This is a genomic window from Enterococcus sp. AZ120 (assembly GCF_050546165.1).
In the GTDB taxonomy this organism is placed as follows: Bacteria; Bacillota; Bacilli; order Lactobacillales; family Enterococcaceae; genus Enterococcus; species Enterococcus faecalis.
The window spans coordinates 1-19,449 of sequence record NZ_CP172950.1; the positions used below are offsets into that span (position 1 = coordinate 1).

Here is a 19,449-nt window from a genome sequence, read left to right on the forward strand (position 1 = left end):
ATGCCCGACGTGGAAAGTTTTTGGCATAGCCTTGAAGAAGCCTATCAAGCGATTTTGTCGGCGCCAAGTTTTGATGCTTGGATTAAAACCACACGCCCTTTGAAATTAGACAACAATCAATTGTGGCTAGAAGTCCCTTCTGCAGTTCATCGTGATTACTGGGAAAAAAATCTTTCGGCAAAAATTGTCGAAACTGGATTTAAATTGACCGGTGCAGAAGTGATGCCCCATTTTGTTGTTGCCGATGAAAAAGACGCAGCACTGGCACAAGAACTCGAAGAACCTGCCGAAGAAGAAGTTGTTTTTAGTGAACAAAGTAAAAAAGCGATGCTTAATCCTAAGTACACTTTCGACACCTTCGTTATTGGTAAAGGAAACCAAATGGCTCATGCTGCAGCGCTTGTTGTTGCCGAGGATCCAGGTTCGATTTACAATCCCCTTTTCTTCTATGGTGGTGTAGGGTTAGGGAAAACCCATTTGATGCATGCTATTGGTCATCAAATGTTAGTGAATCAACCAGATGCCAAAGTCAAATATGTTAGTAGCGAAACGTTTACGAATGAATTTATCAACTCAATTCAAACAAAGACATCCGAACAATTTCGGAAAGAATATCGCAATGTTGACTTATTATTAGTCGATGATATTCAATTTTTGGCGGAAAAAGAAGCAACATTGGAAGAATTTTTCCATACCTTCAACGATCTTTACAATGAAAATAAACAAATTGTTTTAACAAGTGATCGCCCGCCGAATGATATTCCAAAATTACCTGAACGATTAGTTTCTCGCTTTGCTTGGGGTTTGTCTGTCGATATCACCCCGCCTGATTTAGAAACACGGATTGCAATTTTGCGCAAAAAAGCAGATGCCGAGCGTTTAGAAATTCCGGATGATACACTAAGTTATATCGCTGGTCAAATTGATTCCAACATCCGTGAATTAGAGGGTGCTTTGGTCCGTGTTCAAGCCTTTGCAACTATTAATGGAGAAGATATTACCACTAGTTTAGCGGCGGACGCCTTGAAATCTCTAAAATCAGTTGGTAGTAAAAATCAATTGTCCATTTTACAAATTCAAGAAGAAGTATCCAAATATTATCATGTGCCTCTTAAAGATTTAAAAGGGAAAAAACGGGTGAAAACAATTGTGGTTCCTCGTCAAATCTCAATGTATCTTGCTAGAGAAATGACCGACAATTCCTTGCCAAAAATTGGTGCCGAATTTGGCGGCAAAGATCATACAACGGTGATTCATGCGCACGAAAAGATTCAGCAATTATTGGAAAAAGACCCAGCGATTCAAAAAGAAGTCAGTGAAATTAAAAATTTATTGAACTCTTAGGATGTGGAAAACTAAACAAAAAAGAACAAAGTTATCCACAACTTATACACAAGTGGATAACTTAGTAAAATCAATGCTCTTTTGACTTTTCCACAGAATCAACATGCCCTATTACTTTTATTATTTATTTATATATAATATACAAAACAGTGGCGTACAAAATTAGAACGTATTGAAAATACTTAAAAAGGAGTTTACATTATGAAATTAACGGTCAAACGAAGTGTCTTTTTACAAGAATTACAAACTGTTCAACGAGCAATTTCTTCTAAAACAACGATTCCAATCTTAACAGGTGTTAAAATTGTGTTATCAGAAGATGGCTTATCACTTACTGGGAGTAACGCGGATATTTCAATTGAAAGTTTTTTAAGTAAAGACGATGAAAAAGCTCAAATGACCATTGAACGCACAGGTAGCATCGTTTTACAATCTCGTTTCTTTGGCGAAATTATTCGTAAATTACCAGAAGATATGTTCACAATGGAAGTTCTAGATAACAATCAAGTTGCAATTACTTCAGGAAAAGCTGATTTTACGGTTAATGGATTAGATGCGGATAATTATCCGCACTTACCAGTAATTGATACTCAAAACCAAATGAAATTACCTGTTCATTTATTGACAAAAATTATTAGTGAAACAGGTTTTGCTGTCTCGATGCACGAAAGTCGTCCAATTTTAACTGGGGTTCACTTTATTTTAGAAAATCAAAAATTACTTGCCGTTGCGACAGATTCACATCGTTTAAGTCAACGTGTGATCCCGACAGAACAAGGAGTAGAAGACTTTAACATTGTAATTCCAGGAAAAAGTTTAACTGAACTTTCTCGTTCATTAACCAATGAAGAAGAAATGGTTGAAATCAGCATTATGGAAAACCAAGTGCTATTTAAAACAGAAACAATGTACTTCTATTCTCGTTTGTTAGAAGGAAATTATCCTGATACCAACCGTTTAATTCCAACTAGCCATAACACGCAAATTGAATTTTATGTACCAGAATTGCTTTCAGCAATCGAACGTGCCTCTTTACTTTCTCATGAAGGACGTAACAATATTGTTCGCCTTTCAATTTCACCAGATTCTGTTGTTTTATATGGAAATTCACCTGAAATTGGAAAAGTCGAAGAAGCGTTAAACTATGAAAATGTTTCTGGTGAAGCGTTGGATATTTCTTTCAACCCAGATTATATGAAAGATGCGTTGCGAGCGTTTGGCGATATGAATATTACCGTGAAATTCCTTTCTCCAATTCGTCCGTTTACATTGGAGCCAACCGAAACAGAACTAGATTTCATTCAACTAATTACACCGGTTCGTACAAATTAATCATGTTTAAAAAAGACCTTCGGAAAATCACTATGATCGCCGAAGGTTCTTTTTTGTCGTCTATTTAAAGCCGATAAACGCTGCTAGATAAGCTTTTTAAAACTAGAATAGCTTTTACGCTAATATGATTGTGAATGTTTGAACTATCGTTTGACGAATAAATTCTGCCTTTTTTTTCGTGGATAAAGAAAAAAGCCCTTTAATTTTTCGTTTAAGGGCTGTTCATTTTTTTATGAATATTTCCTAGTGAAAGAAGTTTACGTTGCTTAAAACGACGCTCAGACCTCTACAAGCTACTTTTCTTCATTGCGCGCCCTCTTCGTTTGTCTTTGAGTTACCCCTAATTGTTTTTTAGTTAAACGCTACTCGTCATTTCTGCCAAATCAGGCCCCTTTTTTCTCAAGAAAATATCAATTTCCGTTTTAAAATGCTTTTTAAGAGTTTTTTTATCCTAATAATATTTTCGGTCATTTAGAATTAAAATTGCTTAGAATGAAAATTAGACAGATAAATTTGTTTTCTCTTATGAAAAAGGGTATAATATATATGAGAACGTATTAGAAAAAAGAGGGATGCACATTGAAAAAAACGTTTGTTTTAGCAACTGAGTATATAACGCTTGGTCAGTTTCTTAAAGAAATCAACGTCATTGGTAGTGGCGGCCAAGCCAAATGGTATTTGGCAGATAATAGCGTGTTTGTTGATGGCGAGTTGGAAAATCGTCGCGGACGGAAACTTTATGCGGGCATGATGATTGAGATACCTGAAGAAGGTACTTTTTTTATGGTGAAAAACGGAAACGAGTCCGACGATGCGGCTGAATGAGCTGACACTTCAGCATTATCGTAATTATGAAACAGTCAGCTTAGATTTTCCAAAAACGTTAAATCTTTTTTTAGGCGAAAACGCCCAAGGAAAAACCAACTTGTTAGAAAGCATTTATGTTCTAGCAATGACACGAAGTCATCGAACCAGCAATGAAAAAGAATTAATTGGCTGGGAACAAGCAGCAGCTAAAATTAGCGGTGTGGTTGAAAAAAAGACAGGCACCGTGCCGTTGGAAATTTTAATTTCCAACAAAGGACGTAAAACCAAGGTTAATCACATTGAGCAAAAAAGGCTCAGTGCGTACATTGGGCAACTGAATGTTATTTTATTTGCCCCAGAAGATTTATCTTTGGTGAAAGGCTCACCTCAAGTCCGCCGGAAATTTATTGACATGGAACTCGGACAAGTGAGTCCTATTTATCTTTATGATCTTGTCCAATATCAGTCTGTTTTAAAGCAACGGAACCAATACCTAAAACAACTAGCTGAAAAGAAACAAACAGATACTGTTTATCTGGATATTTTGACAGAGCAGCTAGCTGAATTTGGCGGGAAAGTTCTATACGCTCGGTTAGGTTTTCTTAAAAAATTAGAACACTGGGCAAACTTACTCCATCAAAAAATTAGTCATGGACGCGAAACGCTCACCATTGACTACGCATCAAGCATCCCAATTGACAACACGGATCTTTCCTTAGAAGCACTTCAAAATCAATTGCTCCAACAATTAATGAACAATCGTAAGCGTGAATTGTTTAAAGCGAATACTTTTTTAGGCCCTCATCGTGACGATTTGCTATTTATTGTCAATGGTCAAAATGTTCAAACGTATGGCTCACAAGGCCAACAGCGAACGACAGCTTTAAGTATTAAATTGGCAGAGATTGATTTGATGCATTCAGAAACAGGAGAATATCCTGTGTTATTACTAGATGATGTCATGAGTGAATTAGATAATGAACGTCAAATTCACTTGTTAGAAACGATTGAAGGCAAAGTTCAAACGTTCTTAACGACAACTAGTTTAGATCACATAAAAGACAAGCTAACAGTTGAACCAGATATTTTTTATGTTCAACAAGGCAAGATAGAAAGGAATTCAGCGACATGACAGAAGAAGAAAAAAACATGAGAGAACGTGCGCAAGAATATGACGCTAGTCAGATTCAAGTTTTGGAGGGCTTAGAAGCTGTCCGGAAACGTCCTGGTATGTACATAGGCTCTACTAGTGGCGAAGGGTTACACCACTTAGTATGGGAAATCGTTGACAACTCTATCGACGAAGCCTTAGCAGGATTTGCTAAATCAATTCAAGTAATTATCGAACCAGACGATAGTATTACTGTTATCGATGATGGTCGTGGAATTCCAGTCGGGATTCAAGCCAAAACAGGTCGCCCAGCTGTGGAAACAGTGTTTACAGTGCTACATGCCGGCGGGAAATTTGGCGGTGGCGGCTATAAAGTATCAGGTGGCTTGCACGGTGTTGGTTCCTCTGTTGTTAATGCTTTATCGACCAGTTTAGATGTTCGTGTTTATAAAGATGGCAAAGTGTATTACCAAGAATATCGTCGTGGTGCGGTTGTTGATGACCTAAAAGTTATCGAAGAAACGGATCGTCACGGAACCACTGTTCACTTTATTCCAGATCCTGAAATTTTTACAGAAACAACCGTTTATGATTTTGATAAATTAGCAACACGGGTTCGTGAATTAGCCTTTTTAAATCGAGGCTTACACATTTCAATTGAAGACCGTCGTGAAGGACAAGAAGATAAAAAAGAGTATCACTATGAAGGCGGGATTAAGAGTTATGTTGAGCATTTAAATGCCAATAAAGACGTTATTTTCCCAGAGCCAATCTTCATTGAAGGAGAGCAACAAGATATTACAGTGGAAGTGTCAATGCAGTATACAGATGGCTACCACTCAAATATTTTAAGTTTTGCCAACAATATTCATACTTATGAAGGCGGAACGCATGAATCTGGTTTTAAAACTTCTTTAACACGTGTGATTAATGACTATGCACGTAAACAAAAATTGATGAAAGAAAACGATGAAAAATTAACTGGGGAAGATGTTCGTGAAGGCTTAACCGCAGTGGTTTCCATCAAACATCCAGATCCTCAATTTGAAGGACAAACCAAAACGAAATTAGGAAACTCAGAAGTACGGACCGTCACGGATCGTTTATTCTCAGAATACTTTACAAAATTCTTAATGGAAAATCCAACAGTCGGCAAACAAATTGTCGAAAAAGGTATGTTGGCCTCAAAAGCTCGTTTAGCCGCTAAAAGAGCCCGTGAAGTCACCCGTCGTAAAGGCGCGTTAGAAATTAGCAACTTGCCAGGGAAGCTGGCTGATTGCTCAAGTAAAGATCCGGAAAAATGCGAATTATTTATCGTCGAAGGAGACTCGGCCGGCGGTTCAGCAAAACAAGGCCGTAGCCGTGAATTCCAAGCCATTTTACCAATTCGTGGGAAAATCTTGAATGTTGAGAAAGCCAGCATGGATAAAATTTTAGCCAATGAAGAAATTCGGTCATTATTTACAGCTATGGGAACAGGCTTCGGCGAAGATTTCGATGTTTCTAAAGCACGTTATCACAAACTAGTGATTATGACCGATGCCGATGTCGATGGTGCGCATATTCGAACGTTGTTATTAACCTTGTTCTATCGCTTCATGCGGCCAATTGTTGAAGCTGGTTATGTGTATATTGCCCAACCACCACTATATGGTGTGAAACAAGGGAAAAACATCACCTACGTTCAACCAGGCAAACATGCTGAAGAGGAACTAGCAAAAGTGTTAGAAGAATTACCTGCTTCACCAAAACCAAGTGTTCAACGTTACAAAGGGTTGGGTGAAATGGATGATCACCAACTTTGGGAAACAACAATGGACCCAGAAAAACGATTAATGGCGCGAGTGAGTGTCGATGATGCCATTGAAGCTGACCAAATTTTTGAAATGCTAATGGGCGATCGTGTGGAACCACGTCGTGCGTTTATCGAAGAAAATGCCCATTACGTGAAAAACTTGGATATTTAATGTGTCGCAACGTTGTAAGAGACGCTAGAACATATATTTAGAGGGGAAAAAATTCATGAGTGAAGAAATTAAAGAAAACATTCAAGACGTCAATCTGACCAGCGAAATGAAAGAATCTTTCATTGACTACGCAATGAGTGTTATCGTAGCCCGCGCGTTACCTGATGTTCGTGACGGTTTAAAACCTGTTCATCGCCGAATCTTATATGGAATGAACGAATTAGGGGTAACCCCTGATAAACCACACAAAAAATCAGCCCGGATTGTTGGGGATGTTATGGGTAAATATCACCCCCATGGGGACAGTGCGATTTACGAATCAATGGTGCGGATGGCACAACCTTTTAGTTATCGGGCTATGTTAGTTGACGGCCACGGAAACTTCGGTTCTGTCGATGGTGACGGCGCTGCCGCTATGCGTTATACCGAAGCACGTATGAGTAAAATTGCTTTAGAAATGCTACGAGATATTAACAAAAATACAGTCGATTTCCAAGGAAACTATGATGATTCAGAACAAGAACCAGTAGTTTTACCTGCTCGTTTTCCAAACTTACTAGTTAACGGAACAACGGGGATTGCGGTGGGGATGGCAACAAATATTCCACCACACAATTTAAGTGAAGTGATTGATGCAACAAGTTTATTGATGGACAATCCTGATGTAACGACGAATGAATTGATGGAAGTGTTACCTGGACCAGATTTTCCAACAGGCGGTTTAGTGATGGGGAAATCAGGGATTCGCCGAGCATATGAAACAGGGAAAGGTTCGATTACTGTTCGTGCAAAAGTTGAATTGACTGAAATGCCGAATGGAAAAGAACGTATTTTAGTAACTGAATTGCCTTATATGGTGAATAAAGCCAAATTAATCGAACGAATTTCTGAATTACACAGAGATAAACGAATTGAAGGAATTACTGATTTGCGGGATGAATCTTCTCGTGAAGGCATGCGGATCGTCATCGATGTTCGTCGAGATGTGAGTGCCTCTGTTGTGTTAAACAACTTGTACAAAATGACTGCCTTACAAACATCTTTTGGTTTTAACATGTTAGCCATCGAAAAAGGCGTACCGAAAATTTTAAGCTTGAAACGTATTTTAGAAAACTACGTCGAACACCAAAAAGAAGTCATTACTCGCCGGACGATTTTTGACAAAAACAAAGCAGAAGCACGGGCGCATATTTTAGAAGGTCTACGAATTGCCTTAGATCATATCGATGAAATCATTGCCATTATCCGTGGGTCACAATCAGATGACGAAGCAAAAGCAACGTTAATTGAACGCTTTGAATTTTCAGATCGTCAAGCGCAAGCGATTTTAGATATGCGTTTACGCCGTTTAACAGGCTTAGAACGCGACAAAATTGAAAATGAATATCAAGAGCTATTGAAATTCATTGCGGACTTAGAGGACATTTTAGCCCGCCCAGAACGTGTCATTGAAATCATTAAAACAGAGTTAAATGACGTTCGCACAAAATTTGGTGATGCACGACGCACAGAATTATTAGTAGGTGAAGTCCTAAGTCTTGAAGATGAAGATTTAATCGAAGAAGAAGAAGTCGTGATTACGTTAACCAATAACGGCTACATTAAGCGGATGGCAAACTCCGAATTCCGGGCGCAACGCCGTGGCGGACGTGGTGTCCAAGGGATGGGCGTTCACGATGATGATTTCGTGAAAAACCTAGTTTCTTGTTCAACACACGACACGTTATTATTCTTTACGAACACTGGGAAAGTTTACCGAGCAAAAGGTTACGAAATCCCTGAATACGGTAGAACAGCAAAAGGAATTCCAGTGATTAACTTACTGGGAATTGATTCTGCAGAAAAAATTCAAGCGATTATTTCTGTTGAGGGCAAAGCGGAAGCAGGTAAATACTTGTTCTTCACAACCTTAAAAGGAACCGTCAAACGGACAGCCGTAACAGCCTTTTCTAATATCCGTAGTAATGGATTAATCGCCATTAGCTTAAAAGAAGATGATGAGTTAGTTAACGTGGTAACGACTAATGGCAATCAGAAGATGATTATCGGAACACATGCAGGATACTCTGTCACATTTGATGAAAATACTGTACGTGATATGGGCCGGACAGCATCAGGCGTTCGGGGAATCCGTCTCCGCGAAAATGATTATGTGGTCGGCGCAGCGATTCTGGATGAAAACAAAGAAGTCCTAGTCATTACTGAAAATGGTTATGGTAAGCGTACAAAAGCTTCTGAATATCCAGTTAAAGGACGTGGCGGTAAAGGGATTAAGACAGCAAATATCACTGAGAAAAATGGTCCATTAGCTGGTTTAACCACGGTCAATGGGGATGAAGATATCTTATTGATTACGAACAAAGGCGTCATTATCCGCTTTAACGTAGATTCTGTTTCTCAAACAGGACGCGCAACATTAGGAGTTCGTTTAATGAGAATGGAAGATGGTGCCAAAGTGGTAACAATGGCTGTTGTAGAACCAGAAGAAGTGGAAGAAGAAATCGTTGAAGTTGTAGAAACAACAGAAAACGAAACAACATCAGAAACAGAAGAATAACATAAAAAAGTTTCGCCAGTTGGCGAAACTTTTTTATTGGGGCTTTTCAAAACTATTTCTTGCTTTTGTCTATCAATTAGCATATAATTAGAGATTGTGAACTACCTTTTTAGGTATGTTCTCCTTGCTCTTAGCCAACTAAGAGCCTTGAAGTCCATAGGGAGGTGAAAATCAATGAGTCAAGATACGAAGTACGAAATCATGTACATTATTCGTCCGAACATTGATGAAGAAGCAAAAACTGCTTTAGTAGAACGTTTCGACACAATCTTAAAAGATAACGGAGCAGAAGTTATCGAATCTAAAGATTGGGAAAAACGCCGCTTAGCATATGAAATGAACGGATTCCGTGAAGGCATCTATCATATCGTTAACGTTACTTCTCCATCAACAGCTGGCGCAATCAACGAGTTTGATCGTTTAGCAAAAATCAATGACGATATTATCCGTCATATGATCGTGAAGGTAGAAGCATAATTTGTTTCACATGAAACATTTATTGACGAAAGGAGATGTTTTGAATGATTAATAACGTTGTATTAGTCGGAAGATTGACAAAAGATCCTGACTTACGTTACACCGCTAGTGGTTCAGCTGTTGCGACCTTTACACTTGCTGTAAACCGTAACTTTACGAATCAAAATGGTGACCGTGAAGCAGACTTTATCAACTGTGTGATTTGGCGTAAACCCGCAGAAACAATGGCTAATTATGCCCGTAAAGGTACATTATTAGGTGTTGTCGGAAGAATTCAAACTCGTAACTACGAGAACCAACAAGGTCAACGTGTCTACGTAACTGAAGTGGTTTGTGAAAACTTCCAATTGTTAGAATCTCGTTCTGCTTCAGAACAAAGAGGAACTGGCGGCGGTAGCTTTAATAACAACGAAAATGGTTATCAATCACAAAATCGTAGCTTTGGTAATAACAATGCCGGTTCTGGATTTAATAACAACAACAATAGTTTCAATCCATCATCTTCTCAGTCGCAAAACAATAACGGTATGCCTGATTTCGATAAAGATTCTGATCCATTTGGTGGCTCAGGTTCATCTATCGACATTTCAGATGATGATTTACCATTCTAAACGAATTTGATAGGAGGGAACAAGAATGGCACAACAAAGAAGAGGCGGACGTAAACGTCGGAAAGTCGACTACATCGCAGCAAACCACATCGAATACATCGATTATAAAGATACTGAATTGTTAAAACGATTCATTTCAGAACGTGGCAAAATTTTACCACGTCGTGTTACAGGTACTGGCGCTAAAAACCAACGTAAATTAACGATTGCTATTAAACGCGCACGTATCATGGGATTATTACCATTCGTTAGTGACGAACAATAATTTTATGACAATTTTCAGAACCAAAGAGCTTGCTCTTTGGTTCTTTTTTATCTTGACTAGTGTTTCACGTGAAACATAACAAGGTTCGCAGAATGAAGTGTTTTGTGATAAAATAAAGGATGAAATAACTAGTGAATCACCAGAGCAATATGCTCGTTGGAACAAGTCGCCTCAAAGGTCTGCAGAAAGATTGGAGGCAAAAAAAATGCAAAAGAAGAGAATTCAAAAAAACGGTTTCTTAATTGTTGTGGGTCTTCTCTTAGTAGAATTTCTCCTCTATTTCTTACTAACAAATAAATGGCTGCTATTGGCGGTAATTATCGCATTAGATATCTTTCTCTTAGTGGTTATTCGGCTGTTGATTAGAGATGTAGAAATTACGAACGTAGAAAAGATTCAAGAAGCAAGTTCCATTGCTGAACAATCGTTGGATTATGTTGTGAATGAAGTACCTGTGGGGATTATTACGTATAACGGGGAAACACGCGCGGTAGAATGGCTTAATCCTTATGCTGCTTCTATTTTTAATAAAGACAATCAGCTAACGTTAACCGCTAGCCAAGTTACGTCTTATTTAGAATTAGCAGAACGAAACCAAGATATTTTTACGATTGACGAAAATACCTATCGCTTTAGCGTCAATAAAGAACAACATACAATTACTTTTGAAGATATCACTAAAGAAAGTAATTTGTATCAAGAAAAAGTCGAAATGCAAACGGCTATTGGCATTGTGTCTGTCGATAATTATGATGATGTCACCGATACAATGGACGAGAAAGAAATTTCTTATTTGAATAGTTTCATTACGACGATGGTTTCTGATTGGATGGACCAATACAAAGTTTTTTATAAGCGAATCAACGCAGAACGTTATTTTTTCATTGCCCAATGGGAAGATATTCAAAAAATGATGGACGAAAAATTTTCTATTTTGGATACGATCCGTAAGGAATCAGCTAACCATGAAGTAGCTATTACGTTAAGCATGGGGATTGCTTATGGGGGGCCAACCTTAGATCAAACCGGGACCACGGCTCAAACAAACCTAGATACAGCTTTAGTACGTGGCGGCGATCAAGTGGTTGTAAAAGAAGCCAAAGATGAAGCGAAGCCGTTATTTTTTGGTGGAAAAACGGCAGTAACGACGAAACGTTCCCAAGTACGTTCTCGCGCAATGAGCATGGCAATTAAGGGAATTATTGCGGAATCAGCTGACATCTATATTATGGGCCATCGTTATCCAGATATGGATGCGTTAGGTTCAGCATTTGGTGTTGCTCGTTTAGCCTCGTTTAATAATCGAAAAGCGTGGATTGTTTTAGATGAAAATGAAATCATTCCCGATGTCAAAAGAGTGTTAGAGGCGATTAAAGAGTACCCAGAATTAGAAGAGCGCATTATTAGTCCTAAAGAGGCCATGAAGCGCAAGAAAGAAAGTAGCTTATTAGTTATGGTAGATTACCATAAACCGTCTCTATCGATCTCACAAGAGCTCTATGAGCGTTTTGATAAAGTAGTAATCATTGATCACCATCGACGAGGAGACGAATTTCCAGCAAAACCCTTGCTTTCTTATATTGAATCTTCTGCCTCTTCTGCTTCAGAATTAGTCACAGAATTGATCGAATACCAAAGTAATAGCGCAAATAAACTGCAGGCCTTTGAAGCAACCATGATGTTGGCGGGAATTGTGGTTGATACGAAAAGTTTCAATACACGAACGACGGCGCGAACATTTGATGTGGCTAGTTATTTACGAACTTGTGGAGCAGACTCATCTTTAGTACAATATCTATTAAGTTCTGATCTTACAAGCTATCTGGAAATGAACAACTTAATCTCTAAAAGCGAATATGTCACAAAAGATACCGTCGTTGTTGCCGGGAGTGAAGACAAAGAATATGATAGTGTCACAGCTGCCAAAACAGCGGACACGTTACTTTCTATGGCAGGGATTAATGCAGCATTTGTCATTACCAAGCGGACGGATCAACAGATTGGCATTAGTGCTCGGAGTAATGGTTCAATTAATGTCCAAATTATTATGGAAAATTTAGGTGGTGGCGGTCACTTTACTAATGCGGCAGTACAATTATCAAACGTAACAGTAGCAGAAGTAAAAGAGCAACTACTTGATGTAATTCGTCAAAATATTAATGAAATGTATGAACAGGAGTGAAGGAAATGAAAGTCATTTTTTTACAAGACGTTAAAGGAAAAGGAAAAAAAGGGGACGTAAAAGAAGTGCCAACTGGTTACGCCCAAAACTTTTTAATTAAAAACGGCTATGCGAAAGAAGCCAATAAAGGGAGCATGAGTGCGTTAGCGGGTCAAAAGAAAGCCCAAGAAAAACATGAAGCAGAAGTTTTAGCACAAGCAAAAGAAATGCAAGCCTTTTTAGAAGATGAAAAGACTGTTGTAGAGATCAAGGCAAAAGCTGGAGAAGACAGCCGTTTATTTGGCTCAATTCCTTCAAAACAAATTGCAGAAGCCTTAAACAAACAATACAATGTAAAATTGGATAAACGCAAAATCGAATTAGCCAACCCAATTCGTTCTCTAGGTTACACTAACGTACCAGTCAAACTACATCATGAAGTTACAGCGAAAATTAAGGTTCATGTCGTAGCGGAATAATACAATCGATAAAAAAGAAGCCGATTTCTCCGGCTTCTTTTTTATGCCAAATAAATTACTCAAATTATTTTTATAATATTTAAAAATAAAATACACAACACTTTAAATTAATGAAAGTATTATATTTTTATTAATTGTATATTTTTAAAAATTGGAAAGTGAACTAAAAATAGAGAAATCAGCAGAGAAAAAATGTACTTTTTTTAATGAAATTGTGTTAAAATGGATAGACTAAATGAACCAGAAAGTAAGACATCGTGGGAGAGAACAAAATGAATGAATTATTGCAAGATAGGGTACCGCCACAAAATATTGAAGCGGAACAAGCCGTTTTAGGTTCTATTTTCTTAGATGCAGATGTGCTAATAGAAGCGATGGAATATGTGGAACCTAAAGATTTCTATCGTCGTAGTCATCAGTTGATTTTCCAAACGATGATGACCTTAAGCGACCGAAATGAAGCGATTGATGTGGTAACAATCAAAGATCGCCTAGAACAAGAGAATTTGTTAGAAGATGTTGGTGGACTAAGTTATCTGTCAGATTTAGCTTTAGCTGTGCCGACAGCTGCCAATGTCATTTATTATGCAAAAATTGTTGAACAAAAATCGTTGCTGCGCAACTTAATCCAAACCGCTACAGAGATTGTAACTAAAGGCTTTGAGCAAGGTGAAGATGTTGAATCTATTTTGGATGATGCAGAACGAAGCATTTTAGAAGTCTCTGAAAAGCGGAATCGCAGTGGCTTTTTATCAATTTCAGATGTTCTAAATACAACTATTGCGAATATTGACCAATTATACCAAAATGATGAAGAGATTACTGGTTTACCTACAGGCTATCAAGCATTGGATAAAATGACTGCTGGCTTGCAAGCGGAAGAGCTAATTATTTTAGCGGCCCGTCCAGCGGTAGGGAAAACCGCTTTTGCATTAAATATTGCCCAAAATGTCGGCACCAAAACAGATAAAGCTGTCGCTATTTTTAGTTTAGAAATGGGGGCAGAATCATTAGTGAACCGGATGCTTTGTGCAGAAGGATCCATTGAGGCCAGCCATTTAAGAACAGGGCAATTATCTGAAGAAGAATGGCAAAACTTAATTATTGCGATGGGTAGTTTGTCCCGTGCGAATATCTATATTGATGACACACCAGGGATTAAAATTACCGAAATTCGTGCGAAATGTCGTAAATTAGCACAAGAAAAAGGCAACCTAGGTCTAATTTTGATCGACTACCTACAATTGATTGAAGGAACTGGAAAAGAGAACCGCCAACAGGAGGTTTCTGATATTTCACGTCAATTAAAAAAATTAGCGAAAGAATTAAAAGTCCCGGTTATTGCTTTGTCACAGCTTTCTCGTGGCGTGGAACAACGTCAAGATAAACGTCCTGTGTTAAGTGATATTCGTGAGTCAGGTTCCATTGAGCAAGATGCCGATATCGTTGCCTTTCTTTATCGTGATGATTACTATGATCGTGGTGAAGGAGAAGACGGCGATCATGAGCCACCAGAAGTTGACAATGTTGTAGAAGTCATCATTGAGAAAAACCGTAGTGGTGCGCGTGGAACGGTCGAATTACTTTTCATTAAAGAATATAATAAATTTTCTTCGCTTTCGCCGAGGACAGAATTTTAAAAAACGAACTCATTTTTTGAGTTCGTTTTTTTGCTTATTAAGGGATTAAAATCAGAGAGTAAAACACGAACAATATTCGTATATTTTATTATTTTACAAAAACATAGCTAAAAATGTTCGTATTTTTGACAGAAACGCTTTTTATTGTGAAAGAATATTCGATTTTTACCCTTGAAAGGGACTGGTTTTACTGGTACAATGATTCAGGACAAAAAAATTATGAACGAGGTGTTCGAATGTCATCAGTAGTAGTTGTTGGAACGCAATGGGGCGACGAAGGTAAAGGAAAAATTACAGACTTTCTAAGTGAAAACGCAGAAGTGATCGCTCGTTACCAAGGCGGAGATAACGCCGGACATACCATTAAATTCGACGGCGTAACGTATAAATTACATTTAATTCCTTCAGGGATTTTCTATAAAGAAAAAATTAGTGTAATTGGTAACGGCGTAGTTGTGAATCCAAAATCTTTAGTAAAAGAATTAGCTTATTTAAAAGAAAATAATGTTGCCACTGATAATTTACGTATTTCAGATCGTGCTCATGTCATTTTGCCGTATCATATTAAATTGGATCAATTGCAAGAAGATGCAAAAGGTGAAAACAAGATTGGGACAACGATTAAAGGAATTGGCCCAGCCTACATGGATAAAGCAGCACGGGTGGGAATCCGTATCGCTGATTTATTGGATAAAGAAATTTTTGCGGAACGTTTGCAAATTAACTTAGAAGAAAAAAATCGTCAATTCGTTAAAATGTTTGATAGCGAAGCCATTGAATTTGATGATATTTTTGAAGAATACTATGAATACGGACAACAAATTAAACAATATGTTACAGATACTTCGGTTATTTTAAACGATGCATTAGATGCTGGAAAACGGGTTTTATTTGAAGGGGCACAAGGTGTCATGTTGGATATCGATCAAGGAACCTATCCATTTGTTACTTCCTCTAATCCAGTAGCTGGTGGCGTAACTATCGGTAGTGGCGTTGGTCCATCAAAAATTAATAAAGTGGTTGGTGTCTGCAAAGCGTACACTTCACGTGTCGGTGACGGCCCATTCCCAACAGAATTATTTGATGAAACAGGAGAAACCATTCGTCGTGTCGGTAAAGAATACGGAACAACAACAGGACGTCCGCGTCGTGTCGGTTGGTTTGATTCAGTAGTTATGCGTCATTCAAAACGTGTATCAGGGATTACAAACTTGTCATTAAACTCGATTGACGTGTTAAGTGGCTTAGAAACGGTGAAAATTTGTACAGCTTATGAACTTGATGGTGAATTAATTTATCATTATCCAGCAAGCTTGAAAGAATTAAGCCGCTGTAAACCAGTTTATGAAGAATTACCAGGTTGGTCTGAAGATATCACTGGTTGCAAAACTTTAGCTGATTTACCAGCTAATGCTCGTAACTATGTGCATCGGATTTCAGAATTAGTTGGTGTGCGCATTTCAACATTCTCTGTAGGTCCAGACCGTAACCAAACGAACGTTTTAGAAAGCGTTTGGGCACAAATTTAAGCAGATTTTTAAGGGAACGTAAAGGATGGCTTATGCCAGTTCAGCCTTTACGTTCTTTTTTAATTTTATATAAAAATGAAAAACTATGGTAAAATAAAAGAAAACATGAAGGGGGCAATTGTCCGTGAATTATCAATTAGTGACAGATTCTTGTTGTGACTTGCCGTATACATACTTAAAAGAAAACCAAGTACCTTTTATTAGCATGAATATTCAAATTGACGGGAAAGAATATCGCGATGATTTAGGTGAAACGTTTGATTATCAGAACTTCTTAACGGCTATTAAAAATGGAAGTATGCCCACTACCTCTCAAGTTAATGTAGGACGCTACAATGAATTTTTCCGTCCTTTTGTGGAGCAAGGGTTACCGGTGATTTATTTAGCTTTTTCATCTGGGTTAAGTGGCTCTTATCAAAGTGCGTTGCAATCAGTAGAGATGTTAAAAGAAGAGTATGATAATGTAGAAATTCATATTATTGACACAAAAGCAGCTAGCTTAGGTCAAGGGATGTTAGTCCGAGAAGCCATTCGATTACAAACAGATGGTCATTCATTAGGAGAAGTTGTTGCCTATCTTGAAGAGCAAAAAATGAAACTTCACTCGTGGGTAACGGTAGATGATTTAAAACATTTAGAACGTGGCGGACGGATTTCTAAAACAGCGGCAGCACTTGGTGGCTTAATGAACATTAAACCAATTATTCGCGTGGATGCGGCAGGCAAACTAGCATCCGTTGGTAAAACTCGTGGACGAAACAAGTCCTTGCAAAAGATTGCGCAAGAAACGATTCAAGGCATTGTAGAGCCAATGAAACAAACACTGTTGATTGCATATGCGGGAACGAAAGATGACGCGGAAAAAGTCAAAGAATTAATTGAAAAAGAAATAGAGGTTAATGAGATACTGATTTATCCTCTAGGCCCCACCATTACTAGTCATACTGGAATAGGTTGTATTGCTGTGTTTTCTTTTGGTGAAAAAAGAAAATAAAAAATGAGCCTGGGACAAAAATCACTTTGGATTTTTGTCCCAGGCTTAAAAATTGATAAACGGCGGGAACAGAAGCAACACTACGCGTTGCTCCGATCTCAACAACTTCTAAGAGCTAAAGCTCTAAGAGTTGAAGGTCCTTCGGAAATAAGCCGAAATTGTTGAGAATCACGAAGAACGTAGTGATTCGATGATGAACAATACCTACTTGGTCTCCAAAAATTATAGAACACCGGGTAGGTATCATGCAACATCAACTCGTTCCTCGTTGTGTTTTATGACAATTTTCGGAAATTCCTTCTTATTGCTGAGAAACACTATTTGCAAAGTAAATAGATGTTGAACAGTACCTACTTGGTTCTCGGAGTTAAACGCTTCTGTCCCGACCTCATTTTTTAATAATCTGAACTGAATAAAATGTCCATTTGTTTTTGAATTTCTGGGTTTTCCAAGAATTCATCATAGGTTGTTTCTGCCCGATCAATGACCCCTTTATCAGAAACAGCAATAATTCGGTTCGCTAATGTTTGGATAAATTGGTGGTCATGTGAAGCAAAAAGAATTGAACCAGTGAAAGCCATCAACCCATCATTTAATGCAGTGATTGATTCTAAGTCTAAGTGGTTCGTTGGATCATCTAAAACTAAGACATTGGCTTTGGAAAGCATTAATTTTGAAAGCATGACACGCACTTTTTCGCCTCCGGAAAGAACATTGACTGGTTTTAGTACCTCTTCACCAGAGAATAACATCCGACCTAAGAAACTACGTAAGAACGTATTGTCATCTTCTTCTTTACCAGCAAATTGACGTAACCAATCTAAAATGGTTAATGGCTCTTCAAAGTCTTTGCTGTTGTCTTTTGGTAAATAAGCTTGGCTAGTTGTAACGCCCCAACGAACAGAACCTGTATCGGGAGTAATTTCGCCCATAATCACTTTGAATAACGTAGTCGTTGTAATATCTGAGTCAGCGATGAATGCCACTTTATCATCTTTTGTTAAGTTGAACGAGATATTGTCTAAGATTTTTTTGCCATCAATCGTTACAGAGACATTTTCAACTTGTAATAAGTCATTGCCGATTTCACGTTCTGGTGTAAAACCAACGAATGGATAACGACGAGAGGAAGGTTGAATGTCATCTAAGGTAATTTTATCTAACATTTTTTTACGAGACGTTGCTTGTTTTGATTTTGAGGCATTGGCGCTAAAACGAGCGATAAAGTCTTGTAATTCTTTGATTTGTTCTTCTTTTTTGGCATTAGATTGTGCTTGCAATTTTGTCGCTAGTTGGCTTGATTCCAACCAGAAATCATAGTTACCAACGTAAAGTTTGATTTTACTAAAGTCTAAATCTGCCATGTGAGTGCAGACTTTGTTTAGGAAATGACGGTCATGGGAAACCACGATAACGGTATTTTCAAAGTTGATTAAAAATTCTTCTAACCAATTGATTGAGCGGGTATCTAAACCATTTGTCGGCTCGTCTAATAGTAAGACATCTGGTTTACCAAAAAGAGATTGAGCTAATAATACTTTGACTTTTTGACCAGCTGTTAATTCGCTCATTTTTTGATCATGTAATTCTTCTGGAATGTTTAGCCCTTGGAGTAAAACAGCTGCTTCAGGTTCTGCTTCCCAACCGTCAAGTTCAGCAAATTCGCCTTCTAGTTCTGCGGCACGAATCCCATCTTCATCTGAAAAATCTTCTTTCATATAGATAGCATCTTTTTCTTTCATTACTTCGTAAAGACGTTTATGTCCCATAATTACAGTTTCTAAAACAGTGTAGTCTTCGTAGTCAAAGTGATTTTGTTTCAGCGTTGCTAGTCGCTCATTAGGACCCATTGAAACCACGCCAGTTGTCGGTTGAATCTCACCTGATAAAATTTTAAGAAACGTTGATTTTCCTGCACCGTTTGCGCCGATTAAGCCGTAACAGTTGCCAGGAGTAAATTTAATATTCACTTCTTCAAAAAGTTTACGATCTGGAAATTGTAAACTTACATCATTAACAGTAATCAATTGTTTTCCTCGCTTTTAATATATTCTTGAACCTCTCTGCATTATATCGGCTACAGAACCTTTTTTCAAGGAGTTTCAATCTTTTTACAGAAACGAATAAAAAGGTGGGTTTTTTATAGAAAAAAGGCGCTTTTTTAAAATGTTTCAT

At 37.9% G+C, this 19,449-nt stretch carries 15 protein-coding genes; 14 read left to right on the plus strand and 1 reads right to left on the minus strand.

The window, feature by feature from the left end:
- The 14 genes from dnaA (at nucleotide 1) to IGJ46_RS00070 (ending at nucleotide 17,274) form a co-directional block, all read left to right on the plus strand.
- Nucleotides 1–1,344 (plus strand): chromosomal replication initiator protein DnaA, encoded by a 1,344-nt coding sequence (dnaA, locus tag IGJ46_RS00005; protein WP_002356013.1) that lies wholly within the window; start codon nucleotides 1–3, stop codon nucleotides 1,342–1,344.
- Nucleotides 1,345–1,545: 201 nt separating this feature from the next.
- Nucleotides 1,546–2,676 (plus strand): DNA polymerase III subunit beta, encoded by a 1,131-nt coding sequence (gene dnaN / locus IGJ46_RS00010; RefSeq protein WP_218391338.1) that lies wholly within the window; start codon nucleotides 1,546–1,548, stop codon nucleotides 2,674–2,676.
- Nucleotides 2,677–3,255: 579 nt separating this feature from the next.
- Nucleotides 3,256–3,501, plus strand: a complete 246-nt coding sequence (gene yaaA, locus IGJ46_RS00015) for a S4 domain-containing protein YaaA (protein ID WP_002356015.1) — start codon at nucleotides 3,256–3,258, stop codon at nucleotides 3,499–3,501.
- Nucleotides 3,488–4,615, plus strand: coding sequence for a DNA replication/repair protein RecF (gene recF, locus IGJ46_RS00020; RefSeq protein ID WP_002356016.1), 1,128 nt, complete (start codon nucleotides 3,488–3,490; stop codon nucleotides 4,613–4,615). The genes yaaA and recF overlap by 14 nt, the downstream gene beginning before the upstream one ends.
- Nucleotides 4,612–6,561, plus strand: coding sequence for a DNA topoisomerase (ATP-hydrolyzing) subunit B (gyrB, locus tag IGJ46_RS00025; protein WP_002359210.1), 1,950 nt, complete (start codon nucleotides 4,612–4,614; stop codon nucleotides 6,559–6,561). The genes recF and gyrB overlap by 4 nt, the downstream gene beginning before the upstream one ends.
- Nucleotides 6,562–6,616: 55 nt before the next feature.
- Nucleotides 6,617–9,118: a DNA gyrase subunit A gene (gene gyrA, locus IGJ46_RS00030; RefSeq protein WP_002361457.1), complete on the plus strand. Its 2,502-nt coding sequence runs from the start codon at nucleotides 6,617–6,619 to the stop codon at nucleotides 9,116–9,118.
- 174 nt (nucleotides 9,119–9,292) lie between these two features.
- A complete protein-coding gene (rpsF, locus tag IGJ46_RS00035; protein ID WP_002356019.1) occupies nucleotides 9,293–9,595 on the plus strand; it encodes a 30S ribosomal protein S6 in 303 nt (100 codons plus the stop codon).
- Between the two features lie 44 nt (nucleotides 9,596–9,639).
- Nucleotides 9,640–10,206, plus strand: a complete 567-nt coding sequence (gene ssb, locus IGJ46_RS00040; protein ID WP_002364599.1) for a single-stranded DNA-binding protein — start codon at nucleotides 9,640–9,642, stop codon at nucleotides 10,204–10,206.
- A gap of 25 nt (nucleotides 10,207–10,231) precedes the next feature.
- Nucleotides 10,232–10,471, plus strand: a complete 240-nt coding sequence (rpsR, locus tag IGJ46_RS00045; RefSeq protein WP_002356021.1) for a 30S ribosomal protein S18 — start codon at nucleotides 10,232–10,234, stop codon at nucleotides 10,469–10,471.
- 205 nt (nucleotides 10,472–10,676) lie between these two features.
- Entirely contained in the window at nucleotides 10,677–12,653 is a 1,977-nt protein-coding gene (locus IGJ46_RS00050) for a DHH family phosphoesterase (protein ID WP_002356022.1), read from the plus strand.
- Between the two features lie 5 nt (nucleotides 12,654–12,658).
- Nucleotides 12,659–13,111, plus strand: a complete 453-nt coding sequence (gene rplI, locus IGJ46_RS00055) for a 50S ribosomal protein L9 (protein ID WP_002356023.1) — start codon at nucleotides 12,659–12,661, stop codon at nucleotides 13,109–13,111.
- 272 nt (nucleotides 13,112–13,383) lie between these two features.
- Complete coding sequence (gene dnaB, locus IGJ46_RS00060) at nucleotides 13,384–14,751, plus strand: replicative DNA helicase (protein ID WP_002381331.1); 1,368 nt, start codon at nucleotides 13,384–13,386, stop codon at nucleotides 14,749–14,751.
- A gap of 236 nt (nucleotides 14,752–14,987) precedes the next feature.
- Complete coding sequence (locus IGJ46_RS00065; protein WP_002359213.1) at nucleotides 14,988–16,280, plus strand: adenylosuccinate synthase; 1,293 nt, start codon at nucleotides 14,988–14,990, stop codon at nucleotides 16,278–16,280.
- Between the two features lie 124 nt (nucleotides 16,281–16,404).
- Complete coding sequence (locus IGJ46_RS00070; protein ID WP_002359214.1) at nucleotides 16,405–17,274, plus strand: DegV family protein; 870 nt, start codon at nucleotides 16,405–16,407, stop codon at nucleotides 17,272–17,274.
- 395 nt (nucleotides 17,275–17,669) lie between these two features.
- Here IGJ46_RS00070 and IGJ46_RS00075 read toward each other — a convergent pair whose 3' ends face one another.
- Nucleotides 17,670–19,301 carry an ABC-F family ATP-binding cassette domain-containing protein gene (locus tag IGJ46_RS00075; protein WP_002356027.1) on the minus strand — a complete coding sequence of 544 codons (1,632 nt, stop codon included), beginning with the start codon at nucleotides 19,299–19,301 and terminating at the stop codon, nucleotides 17,670–17,672.
- Between the last annotated feature and the right edge of the window lie 148 nt (nucleotides 19,302–19,449).